This is a genomic window from Mesorhizobium sp. WSM4904 (genome assembly GCF_029674545.1).
Taxonomy (GTDB): domain Bacteria; phylum Pseudomonadota; class Alphaproteobacteria; order Rhizobiales; family Rhizobiaceae; genus Mesorhizobium.
Genome location: NZ_CP121354.1, coordinates 121,378 through 145,932, shown reverse-complemented (window position 1 = coordinate 145,932; position 24,555 = coordinate 121,378). Strand labels below are relative to the sequence as shown.

Sequence of the window (24,555 nt, the reverse complement as noted above, 5' to 3'; positions counted from 1 at the left end):
CAGCTCCTATTCAGCAGCCACGCGCGTCGGCGCGGGCTTGAAATCCTCGGGGAAATGCGTGATCGAGCTCATCACCGGGTAGGGCGTGAAGCCGCCCAGCGCGCAGAGCGATCCGAACTTCATCGTGTTGCAGAGGTCGCTGACCAAAGCGAGGTTCTTCTCCGCCTCGATGCCGGCGGCGACCTTGTCGAGAACCTCCATGCCGCGCGTTGAGCCGATGCGGCAGGGCGTGCACTTGCCGCAGCTCTCGATGGCGCAGAACTCCATGGCGAAGCGCGCCTGCTTCATCATGTCGGCGCTGTCGTCGAACACGGTGATGCCGGCATGGCCGATCAGTCCATCGCGGTTGGCGAATTCTTCGTAGTCGAACGGCGTGTCGAAAAGCGCGCGCGGGAAATAGGCGCCGAGCGGGCCGCCGACCTGCACCGCTTTCACCGGACGGCCCGAAGCCGTGCCGCCGCCGATCTCGTCGACGATCTCGCCGAGCGTCAGGCCGAAGGCCGTCTCGAACAGCCCGCCATGCTTGACGTTGCCGGCGATCTGGATCGGGATCGTGCCGCGTGAGCGGCCCATGCCGAAATCCTTGTAGTAGGCGGCGCCCTTGTCCATGATGATCGGCACGGAGGCCAGGCTGATCACGTTGTTGATCACCGTCGGCTTGCCGAACAAGCCCTGGATCGCCGGCAGCGGCGGCTTGGCACGTACCACGCCGCGCTTGCCCTCGAGGCTGTTGAGCAACGAGGTTTCTTCGCCGCAGACATAGGCGCCTGCGCCGACGCGGATCTCCATGTCGAAGGCATGAGGCGAACCCAGCACGTTGGCGCCGAGCACGCCGGCCTTGCGGGCGATCGCGACGGCCTTGTTCATCGTCGCCACCGCATGCGGATATTCCGAGCGGATATAGACGAAGCCCTTGGTCGCGCCGGTGGCGATGCCGGCAATCGCCATGCCTTCGATCAGCACGAAGGGATCGCCCTCCATGATCATGCGGTCGGCGAAGGTGGCGCTGTCGCCCTCATCGGCGTTGCAGACGATGTATTTCTGGTCGGAAGTCGTATCGAGAACCGTCTTCCACTTGATGCCAGTCGGGAAGCCGGCGCCGCCGCGGCCGCGCAAGCCGGACTCCGTGACTTGGCTGACGATGTCGGCCGGCGCCATGGCGACGGCTTTCTGCAGCCCGTTGAGACCGCCATGCGACTTGTAGCTGTCGAGCGACAACGGATCGATGACGCCGCAACGGGCAAAGGTCAGCCGCGTCTGCTTGGCGAGGAAGGGAATCTTGTCCGGCGCGCCGAGCCAGCGCTTGTGATGGCCGCCCTTGAGGAAGCCGCAGTCGAACAGGCTCTTGACGTCCGAGGGCTTCACCGGCCCGTAGGCGATGCGGCCTTCGGCGGTGGCCACTTCCACCATCGGCTCCAGAAAATAGGCGCCGCGCGAGCCGTTGCGCACGATCTTGGCCTCGACGCCGCGCTCCGTGAGCTCCTTCTCGATCGCCTTGGCGACCTTTTCGGCGCCGAGCGCCAGCGCGCCGGAATCTGCGGGGATGTAGATGCGCGGGATCATGAACGCACCTCCGCGACGATCTCTTCGATCTTCTCGTCGTCGAGCCGGCCGATCACTTCGCCATCCAGCATCGCCGACGGCGAGCAGGCGCAAAGCCCGAGGCAGTAGACCGGCTCCAATGTAACCGATCCGTCACGCGCGGTCTCGTGGAAATCGATGCCGAGCAGTTGCTTGACCTTGGCGGCGACCGCCTCCGAGCCCATCGACTGGCAGGCTTCCGCCTGGCAGAGCTTCAGCACGTGTCGGCCGGCGGGCTGGGCGCGGAAATCGTGATAGAACGTGACGACGCCGTGCACCTCGGCCCTGGAGAGGTTCAGCCCGTCTGCGATGACCGGCAGGGCCGCCTGCGGCACATGGCCGAATTCTTCCTGGATGCCGTGGAGGATCGGCAGCAGCGGACCTTCGAGGCCCTTGAACTCGTTGACGATCGCCGCCGTGCGCGACGCGATCTCGGTACTTGCAGGCTGCATCGGCATGCAGCGCCCTCCCTGGTCGTGGCGGCCCAACATATGTCACCCCAGAATATAGAGCGGTTTCGGGGCAACGACATGCAAAGGGCGCATTATCGCTAAGTCCTTACGAAATCAGAGGAAACCCCCGAGATCAATAAAGCTCTCCCGTCGCTTGATAGAAAATTTCTATCAAGGACGATCGGTCCGCATTGTCTAGCCTAGCGATGGGCGCGGAAATCGTCTGCCAGCGCCATCGCCTCGTCCAGCAGCGCCTGCACCAGCGGCGTATGCGGCTCGCGCGGCGCCGCAACCAGCCCGACCGTGTGGCTGGCATCCGGATCGACGATCGGAATGGCGCGGATAGGTTCGGAAAAGCCGAATGTTTCCGCCAGGTTGAGCGGCATGATCGACGACCATTTGCCGGTCCGGATATGCGAGAACAGCACGATCATCGAGTTGGATTCCAGCGTCGGCCGCACCTGCACGCCGGCTTCGGCCAGATGCTGGTCGATGATGCGGCGGTTCTGCATGTCCGGCGTCAGCAGGCAGAGCGGCAGCTGGCTGATCTCGGCCCACGTCACTTTGTCGCGGTCGGAATAGGGGTTCCCGACCGCCGTGATCAGCTGGTAGCGCTCATCATAGAGCGGCACGCTGGTCACCCGCCCCAGCGGCTCGTTGTCGAGATAGGTGATGCCGGCATCGATATCGAGATTGCCGAGCAGCGTCAGCACCTCGATCGAGGTGCGCGACAGCACCGAGAAGGTGACGCCGGGATGCTTTTCGCGGAACGGCGTCGTCAGTCGCGCCACCATGGCGAGCGCGGTCGGGACGGCGGCGATGCGGATGCGGCCGGACAGGCCGTGGCGCGCCGCCCGCATCTCCTCGCGCATGGTCCTTGAATCTCCGACGATGCGTCGAGCCCATACCAGTACCTGCTTGCCTTCCGGCGTCAGGCCCTGGAAGCGCGAGCCGCGCAGCACCAGCATGACGCCGAGCTGCTCTTCGAGTTGCTTGATGCCGGCCGACAGCGTCGGCTGGGTGACGCCGCACACCTCGGCCGCGCGGCCGAAATGCTCTTCCCTGGCGAGCGCAATGAAGAATTCCAGCTTGTCGATCATGTCATCCGATCCGCGGTTTGCCCAAGGTCGGGGAAATCGCCCTGCTGCGCAAGACGCATGGCCAATCGGATCTCATCCACATTTTTGAGCCGGCTATCTGTTTTCCCGCGTCGCGCATGGCGTTATGTGGGATGGGCGGAAGCAGGGAGGACGAGATGCTGGGTTGGTTTCGCAAGCTGTTGCCCCGCGAGGATCGCTTTTTCGACCTGTTCGAACGGCATTCGCGCACGGTGGTCGGCGGCGCCGAGGCGCTCGAGCGGCTTCTCCAGGGCAAGGACATCGACCGCTGGTGTCAGACGATCATCGACCTCGAGGACGAGGCGGACGGCATCACCGCGGAGGTCCTGCTTGCCGTCAGGCGCTCCTTCATCACGCCCTTCGATCGCGGCGACATCAAGGATCTGATCCAGTCGATGGATGACGCCATCGACATGATGCACAAGACCGTCAAGACGGTGAAATTGTTCGAGATGAGGGAGTTCGATCCCCTGATGCGGGAAATGGGCGGCGTCATCGTCCAGGCTGCCCGGTTGGTCGCGGAGGCCATCCCGCTGCTCGGCAAGGTGGGCGCGAACGCCGCGCGCCTGAATGCCATAGCCGAAGAGGTCATGCGCGTCGAAGGCCGCGCCGACGACCTGCACGAGCAGGGCCTGAAGGACCTGTTCAAGCGACACGGCCGCAGCGACCCGATGGCCTATCTGATCGGCTCGGAGATCTACGGTCAGCTGGAAAAGGTGGTCGACCGTTTCGAGGATGTCGCCAACGAGATCAGCGGCATCGTCATCGAGAACGTTTAGGCGATGGACGCCACGATCGCCTTTCCCCTGCTGGTCGGCCTCGTCGCCGTGGCGCTGTTCTTCGATTTCCTCAACGGCCTGCACGATGCCGCCAATTCGATCGCGACCATCGTTTCCACCCGCGTGCTCAGGCCGCACTATGCGGTCTTTTGGGCGGCTTTCTTCAATTTCATCGCCTTCCTGTTCTTCGGCCTGCATGTCGCCGAGACTGTTGGAAAAGGCATCGTCGACGCCAGCATCGTGACGCCGGCGGTGATCTTCGCCGCGCTCGTCGGCGCCATCGTCTGGAACATCGTCACCTGGATCGTGGGCATTCCGTCGAGCAGCTCGCATGCGCTGATCGGCGGGCTGGTCGGCGCCGGTGTCGCCAAGGCCGGAACCGGCGCCATCGTCTGGTCCGGGCTCGGCAAGACGGTCGCGGCGATCGTGCTTTCGCCGGCTACCGGATTCGTCCTGGCGCTCGTTCTCGTCCTCATCGTCTCGTGGCTGTTCGTGCGCCAGACACCGTTCGCCGTCGACAGCTCGTTTCGTGTCCTGCAGTTCTTTTCCGCCTCGCTCTATTCGCTGGGACATGGCGGCAATGACGCACAGAAGACCATGGGCATCATCGCCGTGCTGCTCTATTCGCAAGGCATGCTCGGCCAGAGCTTCTATGTGCCGCTGTGGGTGGTCATCACCTGCCAGTCGGCGCTGGCGCTGGGCACGCTGCTCGGCGGCTGGCGCATCGTTCACACCATGGGGTCGAAGATCACCCGGCTGAACCCGATGCAGGGTTTTTGCGCCGAGACGGGCGGCGCCATAACGCTTTTTGCCGCGACGTGGCTCGGTGTCCCCGTCTCCACCACGCATACCATTACAGGGGCGATCATCGGCGTCGGCGCCGCCCGCCGCGTCTCGGCGGTGCGCTGGGGCATAGCCGGCAACATCGTCGTGGCATGGGTCATCACCCTGCCGGCGACAGCGGCGATTTCAGCGCTCACCTACCTCGCCACGAGGCTGGCCGGATGATGCGGCCCGCCTGCGTCTGCGGGCGAAGCTACTTTCCCACGAGATTCAAGATGTTCCCGTCGGGATCCTTGAACCATGCGACTTTCATGCCGTGGCCGACGTGGATGTCGCCCTCGAGCGACAGACCGGGCATATCGTAGTGCTCGAAGCTGACGCCCTTCGAGCGCAACGACTTGACGATCGGTTCGATCTGGTCGCCCACCGCCCAGGTTACCGCCGTCGCCTTGTTGGTGCCGGCGAATTGCGAATGATAGACATTGATGACCGTGTCGCCGCTTTTGTAGACGATCAGCTCGCCGTCCATGTCGTCGACCTGCTTGAGGCCGAGCGTTCCCGCATAGAAGGCCTTTGCCTTCTCCAGGTCCTTCACCGCGAGATTGGCTGTCGCGTTGCTGTGTTCGAGCATGACTGTCTCCTTTCTCCGTTGGCTGCTCCCTGTCGGCTGCCGCGCCCGAAACCAGGAAAATAGAGTTGCGCTGTCTTCCGGCGACTGCGGCCTGCGCAATCGGGATGCATCTTTCTTGAAGACGAAAGACGCCCGCAAAACCCGACACGCGAGCGCAAGTTTTTGAAGGCATGTCGCCGCACATGTCGTTCCGGAGCTTGGTTCTCTGCGGGAACTGCATTATCTGAACCGGCAAACGCTTGGGAAAAAGCTCATGTCCGTCAGCAAGGAAACCGTTATCGAGCGCCTGAAGACGGTCAACGGACCGGATTTCACCGGCAATATCGTCGACCTCGGCCTGGTCTCGGAGATTTTCATCGCCGATTCCAAAGTGTTCTTCTCGATCACCGTTCCCGCCGCCCGCGCGCAGGAGATGGAGCCGCTGCGCGCCGCCGCCGAGCGCGTGGTGAAGGCCATCCCCGGCGTCGCCAGCGCCGTCGTTGCGCTGACGGCGGAAAAAAAGGGCGGCGGCATGGAAGCGCCGGTTCGGCCGCGTCCGGCTCCGCAGGCAGCGCCGCCGCACCCAACTCCCCAGGCAGCGCCGCAGCGTCCAGCGCCCGCTTCGCACAGCCACGGCAAGCGCGGCGTGCCCGGCATCGATGCGATCATTGCGGTGGCCTCCGGCAAGGGCGGCGTCGGCAAGTCGACCACCGCCGTCAACCTGGCGCTCGGCCTTGCCGCCAATGGACTGAACGTCGGCGTGCTCGATGCCGATATATACGGGCCGTCGATGCCGAGGCTGCTCAACATCCATGGCCGGCCCCAGACCGTCGATGGCAAGGTCCTGAGGCCGATGCAGAATTATGGCCTCAAGGTGATGTCGATGGGTTTCCTCGTCGATGAGGAGACGCCGATGATCTGGCGCGGCCCGATGGTGATGTCGGCGCTCACCCAGATGTTGCGCGAGGTCGAGTGGGGGCCGCTCGACGTGCTGGTTGTGGACATGCCGCCCGGCACCGGCGATGCCCAGCTCACCATGGCCCAGCAGGTACCTCTCGCCGGCGCCGTCATTGTCTCGACGCCGCAGGATCTCGCCCTGATCGATGCGCGCAAGGGCCTCAACATGTTCAAGAAGGTCGACGTGCCGCTGCTCGGCATCGTCGAGAACATGAGCTATTTCCTCGCGCCCGACACCGGCAAGCGCTACGACATCTTCGGTCATGGCGGCGCGCGCCGCGAGGCCGAGCGTCTGGGTGTCACCTTCCTGGGCGAAGTGCCGCTCGAAATGGGTATCCGTGAAAGCTCGGACGCCGGCTCGCCCGTGGTCGTGGCCAAGCCCGACGGCGCCGAGGCGAGGATCTACCGCGATATCGCGGCTAAGGTCTGGGACAGGGTCCAAGAGGAGCGCGGCGCGGCAGAAGCTGCCGTGCCGAGCATCGTTTTCGAATAATTCTATTCGGTCGGCGCTCGAGAAAACCGGGTGTTGTTCAGGCTGGTGCTGTCCACCGTCTCACGGAAAAGCCGAACCGCTTCTCCTTGAATTGCTTCAGGCACAAAGTTAAGCCGCGCCGACCTTCTCGCCAAAAGTCGAAAAAAACTGTCCCGCCAGCTTCTTCGATGTCGATTCGATCAGACGGCTGCCGAGCTGGGCGATCTTGCCGCCGACATCGGCCTTGGCGGCATATTTGAGCACCGTCGTGTCCGCGCCGTCGGCGGTCAGCGTCACGTCGGCACCGCCCTTGGCAAAGCCGGCGACGCCGCCCTTGCCTTCGCCCTGGATGGTGTAGGAATGCGGCGGCTTGAGGTTCTTCAACGTCACCTCGCCGTTGAAGGTCGCCTTGATCGGCCCGATCTTCAAAACTACGGTCGCGGCCATCTCGGTGTCCGATTTCTTTTCCAGGCTCTTGCAGCCGGGAATGGCCTCCTTGAGGATGTCCGGGTCGTTGAGGGCCTTCCAGACTTTCTCAACGGGTGCGGCGATCCGTTCCTCGCCTTCGATCACCAAAGCCATCAAGACCTCCCGGATTGCTGATGCCGATTGGTCGTAGCGCGTGGCCCCTAATCTGTCTATCGCACCAAAGTGCGGGTCTGCGGCGCTCGTGCCTCTTGCTTGCGTGAGCGCGTTGTCATATCGATTTGTCATACAAATACGGAGACCACCATGGCAGGCGCCCCCACCAAGAAGAAGAAATTTCGCTCGCAGGAGTGGTTCGATAATCCCGACAATCCGGGCATGACGGCGCTCTATCTCGAGCGCTACCTCAATTACGGACTGACACGCGCCGAGCTGATGTCGGGCAAGCCGCTGATCGGCATCGCGCAGACGGGCTCCGATCTTTCGCCCTGCAATCGGCACCATGTCGAACTCGCCAAGCGCGTGCGCGAAGGCATCGTGTCGATGGGCGGCATCCCCTTCGAGTTCCCGTGCCACCCGATCCAGGAAACCGGCAAGCGCCCGACCGCGGCGCTCGACCGCAACCTCGCCTATCTTAGCCTCGTCGAGGTGCTCTACGGCTATCCGATCGACGGCGTGGTGCTCACCATCGGCTGCGACAAGACTACGCCCGCGCTGCTGATGGCGGCCGCCACCGTCAATATTCCGGCTATCGCGTTTTCGGTCGGTCCGATGCTCAACGGCTGGCACAAGGGCAAGCGCACCGGTTCCGGCACCATCGTCTGGGAATCGCGCCAGCGGCTGTCGGCCGGCGAGATCGACTATGACGAATTCATGGACATCGTCGCCTCCTCGGCGCCGTCGACCGGTTATTGCAACACCATGGGCACCGCCACCACGATGAACTCGCTGGCCGAGGCGCTCGGCATGCAGCTACCCGGCTCGGCCGCCATCCCCGCGCCCTATCGCGAGCGCGGCCAGATGGGCTACGAGACGGGCAGGCGCATCGTCGAGATGGTGCATGAGGACCTGAAGCCTTCCGACATCATGACCCGCAAGGCGTTCGAGAACGCCATCGTCGTCAACTCGGCGATCGGCGGCTCCACCAACGCGCCGATCCACCTCAACGCGATTGCCCGCCATCTCGGCGTGGCGCTCGACAACGACGACTGGCAGAAGGTTGGCCTCAACATCCCGCTCCTCGTCAACCTGCAGCCGACGGGCGAGTATCTCGGCGAGGACTACCACCGTGCCGGCGGTGTGCCGGCGGTGGTGGCCGAGCTGATGAAGGGCGGCCTGCTGCCGCATCCCGATGCGATCACCGCCAACGGCAAGACCATGGGCGACAATTGCAGGGACGCCGTCAACGAGAACCCGGAGGTGATCAGCAGCGCCGCCAAGCCACTCAAGGCCAATGCCGGCTTCATCAACCTCAAGGGCAATCTGTTCGATTCCGCGATCATGAAGACCAGCGGCATCTCGCCCGAATTCCGCGAGCGCTATCTCTCCAACCCGAACGATCCGGAGGCCTTCGAAGGCAACGCCATGGTCTTCGACGGTCCGGAAGATTACCACGCCCGCATCGACGATCCGGCGCAAGGGATCGACGAGCACACGATCCTGTTCATGCGCGGCGCCGGTCCGGTCGGCTATCCAGGCGGCGCCGAGGTGGTCAACATGCAGCCGCCGGCCTACCTTATCAAGAAGGGCATCCATTCGCTGGCCTGCATCGGCGACGGCCGTCAGTCCGGCACGTCCGGCTCGCCGTCGATCCTCAATGCCTCGCCGGAAGCCGCCATCGGCGGCGGCCTTGCGCTGCTCAAGACCGGCGACCGCGTACGCATCGATCTCAGGAAGGGTACCGCCAACATCCTCGTCAGCGACGAGGAGATCGCAAGGCGGCGGGCCGAGCTGCAGGGCAATGGCGGCTATCACTATCCCAAGCACCAGACGCCTTGGCAGGAGATCCAGCGCGGCATGGTCGACCAGTTCTCGGCCGGAATGGTGCTGAAGCCGGCGGTGAAATACCAGGATGTAGCGCATACCAGCGGCGTGCCGCGCGACAATCACTGAGGTTTCCTGCTTAGGGAATCGACGGGGCGGCTTGCGAAGCGCGGGCCGCCCTTTTCTTACGCCCTTGTTTCAGCCGCTTTGCACATCCAGATAGCGTCATCCCGGCTGGACCAAGACCATAATGGCGAAACGGCGCTCTTCCCTCGGCTTCCTCGGCATGTTCGCTCGCTCGGGCGACCTGCGCCAGCTCGATGATGCGCTGCGCCAGGCGGACCTGCATCCCGCCTTGGTGCCAGAGGGCGTGAAACTCACCATCGTCAATCTGATGAACGACCGTTGGCCGGAAGAGCCGCCGCCGCAGGCCTATCAATCGGTGGCGCAGCTTTGCAGCTATTGTGTTGCCGGACGGGATACCTTCGAGCAGGCCAACGGCAAGGAACTTACGCTGGAGGCCGAGCACCGCATCGAGGCCGCGCTCGAAGCCGGCGACAGTTTCGATGCGCAGATCGTGCTGATGACGCTGCACGCGAAGCTTATCAGCGCCGAAGTCGTCGAGCGCTACGGACTGACGGCCGAGTGATCTGCGCGATAGAGCTTATCCGCCCATCTTGTTGCGCGGCAGCTTGATCATCTCGCCGAAGCGCGCGCGCAGCTTGTCGTCGACGAGCCGCGACACATGCCGCGGAAAACGCTCGGCAAGCACCCGCTTCTTCTCGGCGATCGCCCGTTGCAGGATGTCGGGCCGACCCTTCTCGTTCCATTCCTTGGGCGAGAACCGGTCGCCGACAGCGGGATAGAAATACTCGGTCTGCATCAGCTTCAGCGTCTGCTCGTTGCCGAGATAATGGCCAGGTCCCTTCAGGCAGACATCGGTAATGGTGTCGATCGACAGCGCGTCGTCGGTTACCTCGATGCCGCGCACACAGCGCAGGCAGTGGCCGAGCATGTCGTTGTCGATGATCAGGCTTTCGAGGCAGAAGCCGAGCAGCGAGGCATGCATGCCGGCCGATTCATAGACGAGGTTGAGACCTGACAGTCCCGCCATCACATTGGTGATGCCCTTTTCGTAGCCGGATTGGATGTCGGGCAGCTTCGAGTCCGTCATGCCGGCGGCCGAGCCGCCGGGCAGGTCGTAATATTGCGCCATCTGCGCGCACGCCGCGGTCAGCACCGACTGCTCGGCCGAGCCGCCGGACATGGCGCCGGTCCTGAGGTCGGAGACGAACGGCCAGGTGCCGAAGATCGCCGGATGGCCGGGTTTTATCGCGTTGACATAGACCAGGCCCATCAGCACTTCCGCCACCGCCTGGACAACCGCGCCGGCGATGGCGGCGGGAGCCGTGGCGCCGGCCTGGCCGGCCGACAGGAGCAGGATCGGGATGCCGCCCTCGACGCAGGCTTCGAGCACGCCGCAGGCGTCCTCGGCGAATTTCATCGGCGGCACGACGAAGCAGTTCGAGTTGGAGACGAACGGCCGCGCCCGGAAATTCTCCTCGCCGCCGGCAATCGCATAGAGCATTTCCAGCGCCGGCTTGACGTTCTCGCGCACCGTGAACGAGGTGCCGACATGTTTCGATGTCCCCATCACGCAGGCATAGAGCGTGTTGAAATCCATCTCGAGCGGATCGGGGATGTCGCGCGGCACCATCGTGCGCTGGAAGAAATGGATGTTGTCGAGCCCGTCGACGAGGCGGGCGGCGTCGTAGATGTCCTGCAGTTGCGATTCGCGGTATTCGCGCTTCTCGACGTCGACAAGATGCACGGCAGCACCCGCCGTGCCGTAGTGAACGCGCTTACCCTGGATCACCATGTCGTGTTTGGGATCCTGGCCGTGAAGCGTGAAGTGGCGCGCCGCTTTTTTGATCGTGTCGAGCACCAGCCCCCTCGGCAGGCGGACGCGCCCGTCATCGCCATAGGTTGCGCCGACCCTGGTCAGCGCTTCGATGCAAGAGGGAATGGCGTTGGCGAAGCCGACCGTCTCCAGAAGCGTCAGCACCGCCTCGTGGATGCGCTCGCAGTCGTTCTGGCTCAATGGGCCGTAGCTGCCGCCTTCGAGGCCGGGCCGCACCGGACGGATATCGTCTGCGAGCGGTGCTGCCCGCATCGCGCGGCGCGCTTCGCGCCCGCCGGACCGTCGCGAACGCTGGTCCGACGACGCTTCCTGCTTCTCAAGAGCCACTGACATGGAAAGCACTCCACCTTTGGTTTTTCAGGGGCAGGGTGCGTGGCGGTTGGTCCACCATCGGCCTGCCTCGTCCCCTATAGGCCCCGACTATGCCGCCGGCATTGGCACAGCCTATGGGCCAACCAACTCCGTCGAATATGCCAGAATGCTAAAGCGATGAAACGCGCCAAAAAAAAGAGCCGGCGAAGCGCCGGCTCTCTTTTGGGTAGTTCGTAGCGATCAGGCGGCAGCGGGCCTGCGTCCGGCCGCCGTGGCGAGTTCCCGGATGCCCGGCTCGATGTGCTGCAGCGAGATCGAGGAGATGCCCAAGCGCATGAAACGCGAGGGCTTTTCGCTGCGTTCGAAGAAGCGGTCGCCGGGCTCGATGATGACGCTGCGCGACGCGGCGGCCTCCGCTAGACCACGTGAATCGGTGCCGCGCGGCCCCTCCAGCCAGAGCGACGTTCCGCCCGCCGAGTCGGTCGAACGCCACTCTGGCAGGAAAGCGGAAATCGCATGGACCAGGCGCTTGCGCCGCTCGTCGAAGGCGGCGGACAGCCGGCGCACCAGCGCCTCGTGGTGGCCGAGCGACAGGAACAGCGCCACCGCGCGCTGGTTGTTCGCCGGCGGGTGCCTGAGCATGAAGCGGCGAAGCGCGCGAAGCTCGGCGATCAGCCCGGCCGAGGCGACGATGTAGCCGAGCCGCAGGCCTGGCGCCAGCGTCTTCGACATCGAGCCGACATAGATGACGCGGCCCGAGCGGTCGAGGCTCTTCAGCGCCTGCTGCGGCGCCTCGTCGAGGAGCTGGCTGTCGTAGCCGTCCTCGATGATGATCTGGTTGTTGCGGTTGGCCCGCGCCAACAGGTCCTGCCGCCGCTCCGCCGACAGCGGCACCATGGTCGGGCAATGATGGCTGGGGGTGACGAAGACGAAGCCTGAATCGCTGGGGATCGCCGAGGTCACGATGCCCGACTGGTCGACCGGTACCGGCTGGATGTCGGCGCCGGCGAGCCGGAAGATCGAGCGGGCGTCCGGATAGCCCGGGTCTTCCATCGCCACCTTCGAGCCCTTCGTCATCAGCAGCGAGGCCAGCATATAGAGTGCGTTCTGCGCGCCCAGCGTCACGATGATCTCGTCCGGATTGGCGAAGATGCCGCGGCGCGGCAAAAGCCGGGCCTGGATCTGCTCGATCAGCAGCGGATCGTCGCGGTCCACCATGTCGGATGCCCAGTTGCGGATCTCGAGCACCGCGAGCGCCATGCGGTTGCATTCGCGCCATTCGGCGGTCGGGAACAGCGCCGGATCGAACTGGCCGTAGACGAACGGATAGGAGGACTTGATCCAGTTGTCATGCTTGGCCGGCGGCGGCATGTCGCTGGCGGCGATCTGCCGGCGGGCCTTCCAGTCGATCTCGTTCTGCTGGTCGGGTGCCTTCTGGTGTGGCTTGGCGGGGGTGGCCAGCACGTCGGGGTTGACGAAGTGGCCGCGCCGCTCGCGCGCCACCAAAAAGCCCTGGTCGACCAGCTGCTGGAAGGCAAGCACCACCGTGCCGCGGGCAACCCCAAGTTTTTCCGCCAGAATCCGGCAGGACGGCAGCGGCATCGAGGCGGCGATTTGTCGGTCGAGGATGGCTGCTACGATCGCCTGGCGGATCTGCGCCTGGAGGGTTTGTCCGGATTCGGCCGAAATCCGGAACAGGCCGGACCATATGGCCGTGTCATTGCGCTGTGGCATGGGAGGTCTTCCTCGGATGGCCAGCTGTTTTCACTTGGCTGGACCAGTCGAGTGTAGGGGTGGCACAAGGGGTTGCGCCAATCAATTTTTCTGATCGCTGGGATTTATGCCAGTGATCCATTGGCCAGGAAGTGGTCCATCCATTGGCCACGAAGTGGTCCGTCCATTGGCCGCAAAATGGTGCCGCACCGCATCATAAAAGCGTGATGCGGTGCGGCATAAAGGCGTGGCGCCTTGCCTCATCGAGGCGTGATGCCTTAGGTCATCGAAGCGTGACGCCTCGCGTCATCGAGACGTGTCGCTTTGCATCATCGGGGCGTGACCCTTAGGTCATCGAGGCGTGACCTTAGGTCATCGCCGCCGCGCTTGAACGAAAAAAGGGAAATCGGCTCAATAGAATGTCGCGACGACACGCGCCGGAAACATCCAGCCTGTTAAAATCATTGTAAAAACCCGCCAGGAGCCCGCCAGTGGACCAGTCAGCCTTCGACAAGCAGCTTGCCGCGTTGCGTGACCAGCGCGTTGCGGCCAAGGGCACCATGCGCGAAGCCTTCGCCGCCGATCCCAGGCGCTTCGAAAAATTCTCCGCCACCGATGGCGACCTTCTGCTCGACTGGTCGAAATGCGCGGTCGACGCCGACACGATGGCCATGCTGGAGAAGCTAGCCGGCGCCGCCGATCTCGAAGGCCGCCGCGCCGCGATGTTCGAAGGCAAGAAGATCAACGTCACCGAGGGCCGCGCCGTGCTGCACACGGCGTTGCGCAATTTGACCGGCAAGGGCGTCGTGGTCGATGGCCAGGACACCAAGGCCGATGTGATTGCCGTGCTCGACGCCATGGGCGCCTTTGCCGATGCCATCCGCTCCGGCGAGGCCGCCGGCGCCACCGGCAAGAAGATCACCGACATCGTCAATATCGGCATCGGCGGCTCGGACCTTGGGCCGGCGATGGTCACGCTGGCGCTCGCCCCCTACCACGACGGCCCGCGCGCGCATTACGTCTCCAATGTCGACGGCGCCCATATCCACGACACGCTGAAGGGTTTGTCTCCAGAAACGACGCTGTTCATCGTCGCCTCCAAGACCTTCACCACGGTCGAGACGATGACCAACGCCGAGACGGCGCGCAAATGGGTGGAGAAGGCGCTGGGCAAGGAGGCGATCGGCAAGCATTTCGCCGCCGTCTCGACCGCGCTCGACCTGGTGGCGAAGTTCGGCATCGAAAAGGACCGCGTCTTCGGCTTCTGGGACTGGGTCGGCGGCCGCTACTCGGTCTGGAGCGCCATCGGCCTGCCGGTGATGATCGCCATCGGTCCGCGCAACTTCCGCGCCTTCCTCGACGGCGCGCATGAGATGGACGAGCATTTCCGCTCAGCACCCCTGCGGAAGAACCTGCCGGCTCTGCTCGGGCTGATCGGCTGGTGGCACCGCGTCGTCTGCAAATATCCGGCGCGCGCCGTCATTCCCTACGACCAGCGCCTGTCGCGCCTGCCGGCCTACCTGCAGCAGCTCGATATGGAATCGAACGGCAAGAGTGTGACGCTGGATGGCGGCGCCGTCGCGACGCCGACCGGTCCGCTGGTCTGGGGCGAGCCCGGCACCAACGGCCAGCATGCCTTCTTCCAGCTTTTGCATCAGGGCACCGATTTCATCCCGGTCGAGTTCCTCGCTGCCGCCGTCGGCCACGAGCCGGAACTGAAGACCCATCACGACCTGCTGCTCGCCAACTGCCTGGCCCAGTCGGAGGCCTTCATGAAGGGCCGCACGCTGGAAGAGGCGCGCGCGCAGATGCTGGCCAAGGGCTTGAAGCCCGCCGATGTCGACCGCATCGCGCCGCACCGTGTGTTTTCGGGCAACCGGCCCTCGCTCACCATCCTCTATCGCAAGCTCGATCCGCGCACGCTCGGCCGGCTGATCGCGCTATACGAGCATCGCGTCTTCGTCGAGGGCACGCTGTTCAACATCAATTCGTTCGACCAGTGGGGTGTCGAACTTGGCAAGGAATTGGCGACGGGCCTGCTGCCTGTCGTGGAAGGCAAGGAGACTGCCGCAAAACGCGACGCCTCGACTGCCGGGCTGGTGGCTCATATCCACCAATTGCGCGGCGCGGAGTAAAAGGATTTGGCGGATATCAAGGGAATTCTGTTCGACAAGGACGGCACGCTTGTCGACTTCAACGCAACCTGGCTCGGCATTGCCGACTTCATGGCCATGGACGCCGCCGAGGGCGACCGCTGGAAGGCCGACAGGCTGCTCGCCGCCGCCGGCTTCGATTTCGTCAGCAAGCGCTTCAAGCCCGATTCGATCTTCGCGTCCGGCTCGAACATGGATGTCGTCGAGCTCTGGTTCCCGCGCCTGTCCGACGAGGACCAGATGCTGGCCGTCTCCCGCTTCAACGAGATCACCTCGGTGCAGGGCTCATCGATGGCGGTCGCGCTTCCCGGCATCATCGATTCGCTGAGGACGCTGCACAAGAAATCCTTCCGCATGGGCGTCGCCACCAACGATTCCACCAGCGGCGCCGAGAAGACGCTCGCCACGCTCGGCGTCGCGCAGCTCTTCGACGCCGCCTTCGGTTACGATGCCGTGGCCAACCCCAAGCCGGCGCCCGATACGGTCGTCGCGTTCTGCGACCTGACCGGGCTGAAGCCCAGCGAGATCGCCATGGTCGGCGACAACCGCCACGACCTCGAAATGGCGCGCGCCGGCGGCTGCGGGCTGGCGGTGGGCGTTCTTTCCGGCACCGGCACGCGCGACTCGCTGTCGCCGATGGCCGACGTCATCCTGGATTCGGTCGCCGACCTGCCGGATTTTCTGGCCGCGCGGGTGAGCGTGGCGGCTGGCTGAAGCACTTCCAGAAAAAGCGTGCGACGGCTTTCCGTTAGAGCAGGTCAGCGATTCCGCCAGAGATGAGCTGCTCTAACCGGCGCCCTTCGGCACAAACGCAAACACTCCGCTCGGCTTCGGCTCGCCGCCGCCGTTCCCGCCGACATCTGGCACCTGATATTCGCCAAGCAGGCGAAGCCGCCGCCTGGGCAGCCAGGCGCGGCCCGGGTCGCCGACCAGCACGTCGATGCCGGCGGCAAGGCACCGGTCGAGGAATGGGATGACCCGCCGCGCGACCGCCCGTCCGTAAAAAACATCGCCGGCCAGCACCAGATCGACGCCGGGCGGCGGACCGTCGGTGATGTCCTCGCCGATTATGGTCATGGCGACGCCGTTGGCCGCGGCGTTGAGGCCAAGCGCGACAATACCGTTGCGGTCGATTTCCGCCGCGACCACCTCGCTTGCTCCGGCCTTTGCCGCAGCGATGGCGACAAGGCCGGAGCCGGCCCCGAGGTCGAGCACGCGACGGCCCGCGACGCTCGAAGGCCGGTCGAGGATGTAGCGCGCCAGCACCGCGCCGCCCGCCCAGGCATAGGCCCAGTAGGGCGGCTGCGGCTCGGCTGAGCGGTCGTATTTGCCGTCGTCCGGTTCCAGGAGCCGCCTCAGCCCGCTGCCGGGATGGGCCGTATAGAGGCGGATTTCAGGCAGCGACGGCACCGGCAAAAGCCGCATGTTCGCCTTGATGAATTCCGCCGGATCGAGGCCCGCGCGGCGCTCTGGCGTCACACCGGCGGCACTGTCGGCCAAGTTATTCCCGCAATGCGCGCCGCAGGATCTTGCCGACCGGCGTCTTCGGCAGCTCGCTGCGGAATTCGATGTATCTCGGCCGCTTGTAGCCGGTCAGGTTCTCGCGGCAATAGGCAGTCAGCGCCTCAACGGTGAGCGCGGGGTCCTTCTTGACCACGAACAGCTTCGGCACCTCGCCGGAATGCTCGTCCGGCACACCGATCGCCGCCACTTCCAGCACGCCCGGGTGGTGCGCCACGACCTCTTCCAGCTCGTTCGGATAGACGTTGAAGCCGGAGACCAGGATCATGTCCTTCTTGCGGTCGACGATCTTGGTGTAGCCACGCTCGTCCATGAAGCCCATGTCGCCCGACTTGAAGAAGCCGTCCTTGGTCATCACCTTGGCGGTCTCGTCCAGACGGTTCCAGTAGCCGGCCATCACCTGCGGCCCGCGGATGCAGATCTCGCCGACTTCACCGAGCGGCACGTTGTTGCCGTCGTCGTCGCGGATGGCAATCTCGGTCGAAGGCAGCGGCAGGCCGATCGTGCCGGTGAAGTCGCTTGAGCTGAACTTGTTGGCGGTGGCCACCGGCGAGGTTTCGGAAAGCCCGTAGCCCTCGCTCACCGGACAGCCGGTCAGCGCCTTCCAGCGCTCGGCCACGCCCTTCTGCACCGCCATGCCGCCGCCAAGCGTCAGGATCAGCGGCTTGAAGTCGAGCTTGCGGAAATCCTCATTGTTGAGCAGCGCGTTGAACAGCGTGTTGAGGCCGGGGAAGATGTGGGCCGGATATTTCTGCAGTTCCTTGACGAAGCCCGGAATGTCGCGCGGGTTCGGGACGAGCACGTTCTGCGCGCCTTGCTGCATGCCCATCAGCGCGTTCACAGTCAGCGCGAAGATGTGGTAGAGCGGCAGCGCGCAGATGAAGTTGAGATGCGCCGGCTTCGGCTTGACCGTGTAGGCGTCCTCCACCCACAGCGAATTCTGCGCCACGTTGGACAAGACGTTCCGGTGCAGCAGCGTCGCACCCTTCGAGACGCCGGTCGTGCCGCCGGTATATTGCAGGAAGGCGATATCGTCACCCGACACCGCCGCGGGCTTGAAGGCGAGGTGCCCGCCGGCCTTCAGCGCGGCGTTGAATTTGACGTGGCCGGGCAGCGACCAGGCGGGAACCATCTTCTTCACCCGCCGCACGACGAGGTTGACGATCGCTCCCTTCAGGCCGCCCAGCATGTCGCCCATCGCCGCGACCACCACATGCTTGACCGGCGTCCGGGCGATCACCGCCTGCAGCGTGTTGGCGAAGTTTTCCAGGATGACGATGGCCTGCGCGCCGGAATCCTTGAGCTGATGCTCCAGCTCGCGCGGCGTGTAGAGCGGGTTGACGTTCACCACCGTGAAGCCGGCGCGAAGCACCGCCATCATCGCCACCGGATATTGCAGCACATTCGGCATCATCAGCGCCACGCGCGCACCCTTCTCCAGTCCTTTCGACTGCAGATAGGCGGCGAAGGCCGCCGAAAGCCGCTCGAGCTCGGCGTAGGAGATCGACTTGCCCATGCAGACGAAGGCCGGTCGGCCGGCAAACTCCTTGCAGGCGCCGACAAGGAAGTCGCCGATCGAATTGTATGGCAGCGGGCCGATCTCGGCAGGCATGTTCTTCGGATAGTTCTTGAGCCACGGCTTGTCCGGCAACCCGGCGGTGAGTTCCGTGATCGCCTTCGGCAGATGCCTGGCCGGAGCGGATGCCGGCTTTGCGGTGCTCGCTGCCTTCGTGGCGGCGGGCTTGCTGGTTTTTGCGGTCTCAGCCTTGGTTATGGACTTGGGGCTCGTCTTCGCTTGAGCGGCAACTGGCTTCGCGACGACCTTGGGCTTTGACGCCGTCTTTGCCGGTGAAGAAGTCTTGGCCGGTGAGGCCTTGGCCGATGAAGTCTTTGCAGGTGAAGCCTTGGGTGCGCCGGCATTGGTGGTCGCGGCCTTGGCTTTTGCCTTCGCCGGGGGCGTCGTCTTTGCTGCTTTTGCCACCAAATCCCTCCCTGGTGTGCCTTGTCTTGCTGCCTCGCGGCGCGTCCGCCTCCGATATCGGAAGCGTTCTCCGCTGCCGCCGATCGCGGATTCCCAACAAATCCGGCATAGCGCCTATGTATTGCCTCTATCAGCGGCCGTGCAAGTCTTGCCCCAGCGACAGCGGCGGAAAGATTTGCCGTCGAAATCTCTTCGCCCGACCGCTCCTCGAAGCGCATGCGGACGAGGACCGGGATTGCAAGCAGGGGCTACTCGTTCTGATTCCGGCAAACGGTCGATCAATAAAAAAATGCGGTCGTTAACAATGTCGTGAGTGAAAAATTCTGCTCATTTTTTCCGCTATTTGAGGAGAATACGGATTCTTTTCCTGCTTACCATGGGGTACGCAAACGGGGTGTTCCAAAGCCCGAAAAACGGTGCTTATATGCGCGCTTCGCGAGCCTGATAGAGGGGCTTGGAAGAACATCAGGGAGTGCTCAATGAAAAAGACAATGACTTTTGCAGCCGCGTTGCTGGCTGCAAGCGTCCTGGGTGGCATGGCCAATGCAAAGACGCTTGTCTATTGCTCGGAAGCGTCGCCGGCCAATTTCGACCCGGGTACGACGACGGGCGGTAACGACTTCGACGCTTCGTCGCGCACGGTCTATTCGCGCCTCGTCGAGTTCAAGCATGGCGGCACCGAGATCGAGCCCGGCCTCGCCGACAAATGGGAAATCTCCGACGACGGCCTGGTCTATACTTTCCACCTGCATCCGGGCGTGAAGTTCCAGACCACCGACTATTTCAAGCCGACCCGCGATCTCAATGCCGATGACGTCGTCTTCTCCTTCGACCGTCAGTTCAACAAGCAGAATCCGTGGAACGGCGAGAAGTATCTGCCGAACCTGACCTGGGACTATTACACCGGCATGGACATGCCGAAATACGTCGCCAAGTGGGAAAAGGTCGACGACCTGACCGTCAAGCTGACGCTGACCGAGCCGAACGCGCCGATGCTGGCCAATCTCGGCATGGACTTCGCCTCGATCGTCTCGAAGGAATATGCCGACCAGCTCGAGAAGGATGGCAAGATGGCCGACTTCTCGACCAAGCCGATCGGCACCGGCCCGTTCCAGTTCGTCGACTATCAGCTGGATTCGGTCATCCGCTATGCGGCGAACCCCGACTACTTCAAGGGCAAGGAGAAGATCGACGACCTCGTCTTCGCCATCACGCCTGACGCGACCGCCCGCATCCAGAAGGTGCTGGCCGGCGAATGCGACGTCGCGCCCTATCCGAACCCGGCCGACATCGCCACCATCAAGGCCAACAAGGACGTGACCCTGATGGACCAGGCCGGCCTCAACATCGGCTACATGAGCTACAACACGACGATCCCGCCGCTCGACAAGCCCGAGGTTCGTCATGCGCTCAACCAGGCGATCGACCGGGAAGCCCTGATCAAGTCGCTGTTCCAGGATGCAGGTGCCACGCCGGCCCAGAACCTGATCCCGCCGACCATGTGGTCGTGGAACAAGGATGTGAAGTTCGATTCCTACGACCCTGAAGCGGCCAAGAAGGTGCTGGCCGATGCCGGGCTGAAGGAAATCCAGCTCTGGGCCGCCGACCGCGTGCGTCCGTACAACCCGAACTTCCAGCGCGCGGCTGAGCTGATCCAGGCCGACTGGGCCAAGGTCGGCGTCAAGGCCAACATCGTCAACTACGAATGGACGAAGTATCGCGAGGAAGGCAAGAAGAAGGACCGTCCCGGCGCCTTCCAGATCGGCTGGACCGGCGACAATGGCGATCCGGACAACTTCTTCGCCACCCTCTTCGCCTGCTCGGCCATCGGCGTCTCGAACTACTCCAGCTGGTGCGACAAGGACTTCGAGGACCTGATCCAGAAGGCCAAGAAGACCAGCGACCAGGGCGAGCGCACCAAGCTCTATGAGCAGGCGCAGGAAATCTTCGCCAAGCAGGCGCCCGCCTTCCTGCTGGCTCACAGCCAGGTTTATGCGGTCGTTCGCAACAATGTCAGCGGCTTCAAGATGGACCCGCTCGGCATTCATCGCTTCGACGGCGTTGACAAGGCCGAGTAATATTGCGAACGGGGCGGCGCGATTTTAGCGCCGCCCCATTCCATTCGACGATGCTCCGATATCTTCTCAACAAAATAGCACTTCTGATCCCGACCCTGGTCGGCATCACCATCTGCGCCTTCGCCTTCGTCCGGCTGCTGCCCGGCGATCCGATCCTGGCCATGGCCGGCGAGCATGGCGTCACCCCCGCCCGCTACGAAGAGCTCAAGGAACAGTTCGGCTACAACCTGCCGATCTGGGAGCAGTATGCGCGCTATGTCGGCGAGGTCGCCACGGGTGACTTCGGCGTCTCGATTTCATCCAAGCGCCCGGTTCTCGAGGAGTTCAAGACGCTCTTCCCGGCGACGCTGGAACTGTCCTTCTTCGCCATGATCTTCGCCATGGTGATCGGCATCCCGGCCGGCATATTCGCTGCCGTCAAGCGCGGCTCGTGGTTCGACCAGTCGCTGATGGGCACCGCGCTCGTCGGCTATTCCATGCCGATCTTCTGGTGGGGCCTGCTGCTCATCATCTTCTTTTCCGGCTATCTCGGCTGGACGCCGGTGTCGGGCCGCATGGGCCTGCAGTTCTTCCTGAAGCCGATCACCGGCTTCATGACCATCGACAGCATCCTCTATGGCAAATGGGACGCGCTGCGCTCGGCGCTCAGCCATCTCGTCCTGCCCGCGATCGTGCTCGGCACCATTCCGCTGGCGGTGATCGCGCGCCAGACGCGCTCGGCCATGCTCGAGGTGCTGGGCGAGGACTATGTCCGCACCGCCCGCGCCAAGGGGCTTTCCGCCGCCCGCGTCATTGGCGTGCACGCGCTGCGCAACGCGCTGATCCCGGTCGTCACCACCATCGGCCTGCAGGTCGGCACGCTGCTTGCCGGCGCCATTCTCACCGAAACCATCTTCGCCTGGCCGGGCATCGGCAAGTGGATGGTCGATTCCATCTTCAAGCGCGACTATGTCGTCGTGCAGTCAGGTCTGCTTTTGATCGCCCTCATCGTCATGGCCGTGAATCTCATCGTCGACGTGCTCTATGCCGTCATCAACCCGCGCATCAGGGCGGCGTGATGAGTCAGTCGACCGAAATCGCCCCCATGGCCGCCGGCAGCCCGGACCGACTGACCGGCTTCAAGACCTTCTGGCACTATTTCTCGGTCAACCGCGGCGCCGTCATCGGCCTCTTCGTCTTCATCCTTTTGGTGCTGGCGGCACTCTTCGCGCCGCTGCTCGCGCCCTATGCGCCCGACATCCAGGACAAGACCGCGTTCCTCAGGCCGCCGGCCTGGCAGACGGGTGGCAGCACTCAATATCTGCTTGGCACCGATCCGGTCGGCCGCGACATCCTTTCGCGCCTGCTCTACGGCGCGCGCTTCTCGCTGCTGATCGGCGCGGTCGTGGTCACGCTGGCGCTCACCGGTGGCATCACGCTTGGCCTGCTCGCCGGTTATTTCCGCGGCTGGGTCGACGTCGCGATCATGCGCGTCATGGACCTTATCCTGGCTTTCCCGTCGCTGCTCTTGGCACTGGTTCTGGTGACCATCCTCGGCCCCGGCCTGTTCAATGCGATGCTGGCGATCTCACTGGTGCTCCAGCCGCATTTCGCCCGCCTGGTTCGTGCCGCCGTCATGGCCGAGAAGAGCCGCGAATATGTCGTGGCGGCGAAGGTCGCCGGCGCCGGCCATCTGAGGCTGATGCTTCGCACGATCCTGCCCAATTGCCTGGCGCCGCTGATCGTCCAGGGCACGCTGTCCTTCTCCAACGCCATCCTCGAAGCGGCGGCGCTGGGTTTCCTCGGCCTCGGCGCGCAGCCGCCGACGCCGGAATGGGGCACGATGCTCGCCTCGGCGCGCGAGTTCATCCTGCGCGCCTGGTGGGTGGTGACCTTCCCCGGTCTTGCCATCCTCATCACCGTGCTCGCCATCAACCTGATCGGCGACGGCCTGCGCGACGCGCTCGATCCGAAGCTCAGGAGGTCGTGATGGCATTGCTCGACATCCATAACCTCGTCGTCGAATTCCAGACCGCGTCCGGCCCGTTCCGCGCCGTCGACGGCGTTTCGCTCCATGTCGACGAGCGCGAGGTGCTCGCCATCGTCGGCGAATCCGGCTCAGGCAAGTCGGTGTCGATGCTGGCGGTGATGGGCCTTCTGCCGTGGACGGCCACCGTCACCGCCGACCGCATGACCTTCAACGGCCGCGATCTCCTCAAGATCAATCCGGCCGAGCGTCGCAAGATCATCGGCAAGGACATTGCCATGATCTTCCAGGAGCCGATCGCCAGCCTCAATCCCTGCTTCACCGTCGGCTTCCAGATCGAGGAAGTGCTGCGCTTCCATCTCGGAATGGACCGTGCGCAGCGCCGGGCGCGCGCCATAGAGCTGTTGAAGCAGGTCGGCATTCCCGAGCCGGCCGAGCGGCTCAATTCCTTCCCGCATCAGATGTCGGGCGGCCAGTGCCAGCGCGTCATGATCGCGATGGCGATCGCCTGCAATCCGAAGCTCCTGATCGCCGACGAGCCGACCACCGCGCTCGACGTCACCATCCAGAAGCAGATCCTCGATCTCTTGGTTTCACTGCAGGCCAAATACGGCATGGGCCTGATCATGATCACCCACAATATGGGCGTGGTCGCCGAGACCGCCGATCGCGTCATCGTCCAGTACAAGGGCCGCAAGATGGAAGAGGCCGACGTGTTGTCGCTCTTTGAATCGCCGAAGAGCAACTACACGCGCGCGCTGCTGTCGGCGCTGCCGGAAAACGCCGTCGGCGACCGGCTGCCGACCGTCTCCGACATGCTGTTCGAGCCGGCGCCCCAGGGAGCTAGTGCATGACTGGAGCCGCCGCATGACCAAGGTCGTCGAAGGCAAGAACATCAAGCGCGACTACCATGTCGGCGGCGGCCTGTTCCGCCCTGCGCGCACAGTGCATGCGGTGAAGGGCGTCTCCTTCAGCGTCGAGAAGGGCAAGACGCTTGCCATCGTCGGCGAAAGCGGCTGCGGCAAGTCCACGCTCGCCCGCATCATCACTTTGATCGATCCGGCGACGGCCGGCGAGCTTTTGATCGACGGCAAGAAGGTCGACATCGCCAGGGACGGACTGACCAAGGAGATGCGCCGCAAGGTGCAGATCGTCTTCCAGAACCCCTACGGCTCGCTCAACCCGCGCCAGAAGATCGGCGACGTGCTCGGCGAGCCGCTCTTGATCAACACCGACAAGCCGGCCGAGGAACGCCGCGACCTTGCGATGAAGATGCTGAAGAAGGTCGGTCTCGGCCCGGAGCACTACAACCGCTATCCACACATGTTCTCCGGCGGCCAGCGCCAGCGCATCGCGATCGCCCGCGCGCTGATGCTGAACCCGAGCCTGCTGGTGCTGGACGAGCCGGTCTCGGCGCTCGACCTTTCGGTGCAGGCGCAGGTGCTCAACCTCCTCGCCGACCTGCAGGACGAGTTCAAGCTGACCTACGTCTTCATCAGCCATGACCTCTCGGTGGTGCGCTACATCGCCGACGACGTGATGGTGATGTATTTCGGCGAAGCGGTCGAATACGGCTCGCGCGACGAGGTCTTTTCGGACCCCAAGCACAGCTACACCAAGACGCTCTTCGCCGCGACGCCGCGCGCCGACGTGGCTAGTATCAAGGCGCGGCTGGCGAAGAAGGCGGCTTAGGCCTAGGAGGTCGTCATCCTAGGCGGAGCGACGCGAAGCGTCGCGCAGACCTAGGAT

21 protein-coding genes are annotated in these 24,555 nt (G+C 64.0%); 12 read left to right on the top strand and 9 right to left on the bottom strand.

Going from position 1 to position 24,555, the window contains the following annotated elements; genetic code table 11:
* Positions 1-6: 6 nt before the first annotated feature.
* The 3 genes from QAZ47_RS00685 to QAZ47_RS00675 all read right to left on the bottom strand — a co-directional run bounded on the left by QAZ47_RS00685 (position 7) and on the right by QAZ47_RS00675 (position 3,133).
* Positions 7-1,563 carry an NADH-quinone oxidoreductase subunit NuoF gene (locus QAZ47_RS00685; RefSeq protein WP_278232143.1) on the bottom strand — a complete coding sequence of 519 codons (1,557 nt, stop codon included), beginning with the start codon at positions 1,561-1,563 and terminating at the stop codon, positions 7-9.
* Positions 1,560-2,039 (bottom strand): formate dehydrogenase subunit gamma, encoded by a 480-nt coding sequence (locus QAZ47_RS00680; RefSeq protein WP_278205031.1) that lies wholly within the window; start codon positions 2,037-2,039, stop codon positions 1,560-1,562. The genes QAZ47_RS00685 and QAZ47_RS00680 overlap by 4 nt, the downstream gene beginning before the upstream one ends.
* Positions 2,040-2,233: 194 nt before the next feature.
* Positions 2,234-3,133: a LysR family transcriptional regulator gene (locus QAZ47_RS00675; protein ID WP_278077309.1), complete on the bottom strand. Its 900-nt coding sequence runs from the start codon at positions 3,131-3,133 to the stop codon at positions 2,234-2,236.
* 155 nt (positions 3,134-3,288) lie between these two features.
* On the opposite strand from QAZ47_RS00675, the gene QAZ47_RS00670 reads away from it, so the two are divergent.
* The gene (locus QAZ47_RS00670; protein ID WP_278233744.1) at positions 3,289-3,930 is read left to right on the top strand and encodes a DUF47 domain-containing protein; all 642 of its coding nucleotides are present in this window, start codon (positions 3,289-3,291) and stop codon (positions 3,928-3,930) included.
* 3 nt (positions 3,931-3,933) lie between these two features.
* Positions 3,934-4,938, top strand: a complete 1,005-nt coding sequence (locus QAZ47_RS00665; protein ID WP_278205030.1) for an inorganic phosphate transporter — start codon at positions 3,934-3,936, stop codon at positions 4,936-4,938.
* 28 nt (positions 4,939-4,966) lie between these two features.
* On the opposite strand, the gene QAZ47_RS00660 is transcribed toward QAZ47_RS00665, so the two are convergent.
* Positions 4,967-5,344, bottom strand: coding sequence for a VOC family protein (locus tag QAZ47_RS00660; protein WP_278232142.1), 378 nt, complete (start codon positions 5,342-5,344; stop codon positions 4,967-4,969).
* Between the two features lie 253 nt (positions 5,345-5,597).
* On the opposite strand from QAZ47_RS00660, the gene QAZ47_RS00655 reads away from it, so the two are divergent.
* Positions 5,598-6,773, top strand: a complete 1,176-nt coding sequence (locus QAZ47_RS00655) for an Mrp/NBP35 family ATP-binding protein (RefSeq protein ID WP_278232141.1) — start codon at positions 5,598-5,600, stop codon at positions 6,771-6,773.
* Between the two features lie 108 nt (positions 6,774-6,881).
* Here the strand turns inward: QAZ47_RS00655 and QAZ47_RS00650 are convergent, their stop codons facing one another.
* The gene (locus QAZ47_RS00650; RefSeq protein ID WP_278232140.1) at positions 6,882-7,334 is read right to left on the bottom strand and encodes a carbon monoxide dehydrogenase subunit G; all 453 of its coding nucleotides are present in this window, start codon (positions 7,332-7,334) and stop codon (positions 6,882-6,884) included.
* Between the two features lie 150 nt (positions 7,335-7,484).
* Here QAZ47_RS00650 and QAZ47_RS00645 point away from each other — a divergent pair, with 150 nt between their 5' ends.
* Entirely contained in the window at positions 7,485-9,290 is a 1,806-nt protein-coding gene (locus QAZ47_RS00645; RefSeq protein WP_278232139.1) for an IlvD/Edd family dehydratase, read from the top strand.
* A gap of 121 nt (positions 9,291-9,411) precedes the next feature.
* Positions 9,412-9,810 (top strand): hypothetical protein, encoded by a 399-nt coding sequence (locus QAZ47_RS00640; protein ID WP_278232138.1) that lies wholly within the window; start codon positions 9,412-9,414, stop codon positions 9,808-9,810.
* 15 nt (positions 9,811-9,825) lie between these two features.
* Here QAZ47_RS00640 and QAZ47_RS00635 read toward each other — a convergent pair whose 3' ends face one another.
* Both QAZ47_RS00635 and QAZ47_RS00630 read right to left on the bottom strand, forming a co-directional pair.
* Complete coding sequence (locus tag QAZ47_RS00635) at positions 9,826-11,415, bottom strand: trimethylamine methyltransferase family protein (RefSeq protein ID WP_278232137.1); 1,590 nt, start codon at positions 11,413-11,415, stop codon at positions 9,826-9,828.
* Positions 11,416-11,634: 219 nt separating this feature from the next.
* Positions 11,635-13,128, bottom strand: a complete 1,494-nt coding sequence (locus QAZ47_RS00630) for a PLP-dependent aminotransferase family protein (RefSeq protein ID WP_278077293.1) — start codon at positions 13,126-13,128, stop codon at positions 11,635-11,637.
* Positions 13,129-13,634: 506 nt separating this feature from the next.
* Between QAZ47_RS00630 and pgi the strand changes: the two genes are divergently transcribed.
* Complete coding sequence (gene pgi / locus QAZ47_RS00625) at positions 13,635-15,242, top strand: glucose-6-phosphate isomerase (RefSeq protein ID WP_278233743.1); 1,608 nt, start codon at positions 13,635-13,637, stop codon at positions 15,240-15,242.
* 6 nt (positions 15,243-15,248) lie between these two features.
* Positions 15,249-15,974, top strand: a complete 726-nt coding sequence (locus QAZ47_RS00620; RefSeq protein WP_278232136.1) for an HAD family hydrolase — start codon at positions 15,249-15,251, stop codon at positions 15,972-15,974.
* 72 nt (positions 15,975-16,046) lie between these two features.
* Here the strand turns inward: QAZ47_RS00620 and QAZ47_RS00615 are convergent, their stop codons facing one another.
* Both QAZ47_RS00615 and QAZ47_RS00610 read right to left on the bottom strand, forming a co-directional pair.
* The gene (locus QAZ47_RS00615) at positions 16,047-16,685 is read right to left on the bottom strand and encodes a 50S ribosomal protein L11 methyltransferase (RefSeq protein ID WP_278233742.1); all 639 of its coding nucleotides are present in this window, start codon (positions 16,683-16,685) and stop codon (positions 16,047-16,049) included.
* A gap of 76 nt (positions 16,686-16,761) precedes the next feature.
* The gene (locus tag QAZ47_RS00610; RefSeq protein ID WP_278232135.1) at positions 16,762-18,762 is read right to left on the bottom strand and encodes a long-chain-fatty-acid--CoA ligase; all 2,001 of its coding nucleotides are present in this window, start codon (positions 18,760-18,762) and stop codon (positions 16,762-16,764) included.
* Between the two features lie 479 nt (positions 18,763-19,241).
* On the opposite strand from QAZ47_RS00610, the gene QAZ47_RS00605 reads away from it, so the two are divergent.
* From QAZ47_RS00605 to QAZ47_RS00585, 5 genes are read left to right on the top strand one after another with little or no spacing between them, the layout of a single operon-like run.
* On the top strand, positions 19,242-20,840 hold the full coding sequence (locus tag QAZ47_RS00605; protein ID WP_278205021.1) for an ABC transporter substrate-binding protein: 1,599 nt from the start codon (positions 19,242-19,244) through the stop codon (positions 20,838-20,840).
* A gap of 50 nt (positions 20,841-20,890) precedes the next feature.
* Complete coding sequence (locus QAZ47_RS00600; RefSeq protein WP_278205020.1) at positions 20,891-21,898, top strand: ABC transporter permease subunit; 1,008 nt, start codon at positions 20,891-20,893, stop codon at positions 21,896-21,898.
* A 26-nt stretch (positions 21,899-21,924) separates the two neighbouring features.
* Complete coding sequence (locus QAZ47_RS00595) at positions 21,925-22,809, top strand: ABC transporter permease subunit (RefSeq protein WP_278077346.1); 885 nt, start codon at positions 21,925-21,927, stop codon at positions 22,807-22,809.
* Positions 22,809-23,660, top strand: a complete 852-nt coding sequence (locus QAZ47_RS00590; RefSeq protein ID WP_278232134.1) for an ABC transporter ATP-binding protein — start codon at positions 22,809-22,811, stop codon at positions 23,658-23,660. The genes QAZ47_RS00595 and QAZ47_RS00590 overlap by 1 nt, the downstream gene beginning before the upstream one ends.
* Before the next feature lie 13 nt (positions 23,661-23,673).
* Positions 23,674-24,498 carry a dipeptide ABC transporter ATP-binding protein gene (locus tag QAZ47_RS00585; protein WP_278232133.1) on the top strand — a complete coding sequence of 275 codons (825 nt, stop codon included), beginning with the start codon at positions 23,674-23,676 and terminating at the stop codon, positions 24,496-24,498.
* The last annotated feature ends 57 nt before the right edge of the window (positions 24,499-24,555 follow it).

What these genes read in the sequence shown, in the direction of transcription:
- QAZ47_RS00685 (WP_278232143.1), bottom strand. Translation starts at nt 1,563, where the DNA reads ATGATCCCGCGCATCTACATCCCCGCAGATTCCGGCGCGCTGGCGCTC.
- QAZ47_RS00680 (WP_278205031.1), bottom strand. Translation starts at nt 2,039, where the DNA reads ATGCCGATGCAGCCTGCAAGTACCGAGATCGCGTCGCGCACGGCGGCG.
- QAZ47_RS00675 (WP_278077309.1), bottom strand. Translation starts at nt 3,133, where the DNA reads ATGATCGACAAGCTGGAATTCTTCATTGCGCTCGCCAGGGAAGAGCAT.
- QAZ47_RS00670 (WP_278233744.1), top strand. Translation starts at nt 3,289, where the DNA reads ATGCTGGGTTGGTTTCGCAAGCTGTTGCCCCGCGAGGATCGCTTTTTC.
- QAZ47_RS00665 (WP_278205030.1), top strand. Translation starts at nt 3,934, where the DNA reads ATGGACGCCACGATCGCCTTTCCCCTGCTGGTCGGCCTCGTCGCCGTG.
- QAZ47_RS00660 (WP_278232142.1), bottom strand. Translation starts at nt 5,344, where the DNA reads ATGCTCGAACACAGCAACGCGACAGCCAATCTCGCGGTGAAGGACCTG.
- QAZ47_RS00655 (WP_278232141.1), top strand. Translation starts at nt 5,598, where the DNA reads ATGTCCGTCAGCAAGGAAACCGTTATCGAGCGCCTGAAGACGGTCAAC.
- QAZ47_RS00650 (WP_278232140.1), bottom strand. Translation starts at nt 7,334, where the DNA reads ATGGCTTTGGTGATCGAAGGCGAGGAACGGATCGCCGCACCCGTTGAG.
- QAZ47_RS00645 (WP_278232139.1), top strand. Translation starts at nt 7,485, where the DNA reads ATGGCAGGCGCCCCCACCAAGAAGAAGAAATTTCGCTCGCAGGAGTGG.
- QAZ47_RS00640 (WP_278232138.1), top strand. Translation starts at nt 9,412, where the DNA reads ATGGCGAAACGGCGCTCTTCCCTCGGCTTCCTCGGCATGTTCGCTCGC.
- QAZ47_RS00635 (WP_278232137.1), bottom strand. Translation starts at nt 11,415, where the DNA reads ATGTCAGTGGCTCTTGAGAAGCAGGAAGCGTCGTCGGACCAGCGTTCG.
- QAZ47_RS00630 (WP_278077293.1), bottom strand. Translation starts at nt 13,128, where the DNA reads ATGCCACAGCGCAATGACACGGCCATATGGTCCGGCCTGTTCCGGATT.
- QAZ47_RS00615 (WP_278233742.1), bottom strand. Translation starts at nt 16,685, where the DNA reads ATGCGGCTTTTGCCGGTGCCGTCGCTGCCTGAAATCCGCCTCTATACG.
- QAZ47_RS00605 (WP_278205021.1), top strand. Translation starts at nt 19,242, where the DNA reads ATGAAAAAGACAATGACTTTTGCAGCCGCGTTGCTGGCTGCAAGCGTC.
- QAZ47_RS00600 (WP_278205020.1), top strand. Translation starts at nt 20,891, where the DNA reads ATGCTCCGATATCTTCTCAACAAAATAGCACTTCTGATCCCGACCCTG.
- QAZ47_RS00595 (WP_278077346.1), top strand. Translation starts at nt 21,925, where the DNA reads ATGGCCGCCGGCAGCCCGGACCGACTGACCGGCTTCAAGACCTTCTGG.
- QAZ47_RS00590 (WP_278232134.1), top strand. Translation starts at nt 22,809, where the DNA reads ATGGCATTGCTCGACATCCATAACCTCGTCGTCGAATTCCAGACCGCG.
- QAZ47_RS00585 (WP_278232133.1), top strand. Translation starts at nt 23,674, where the DNA reads ATGACCAAGGTCGTCGAAGGCAAGAACATCAAGCGCGACTACCATGTC.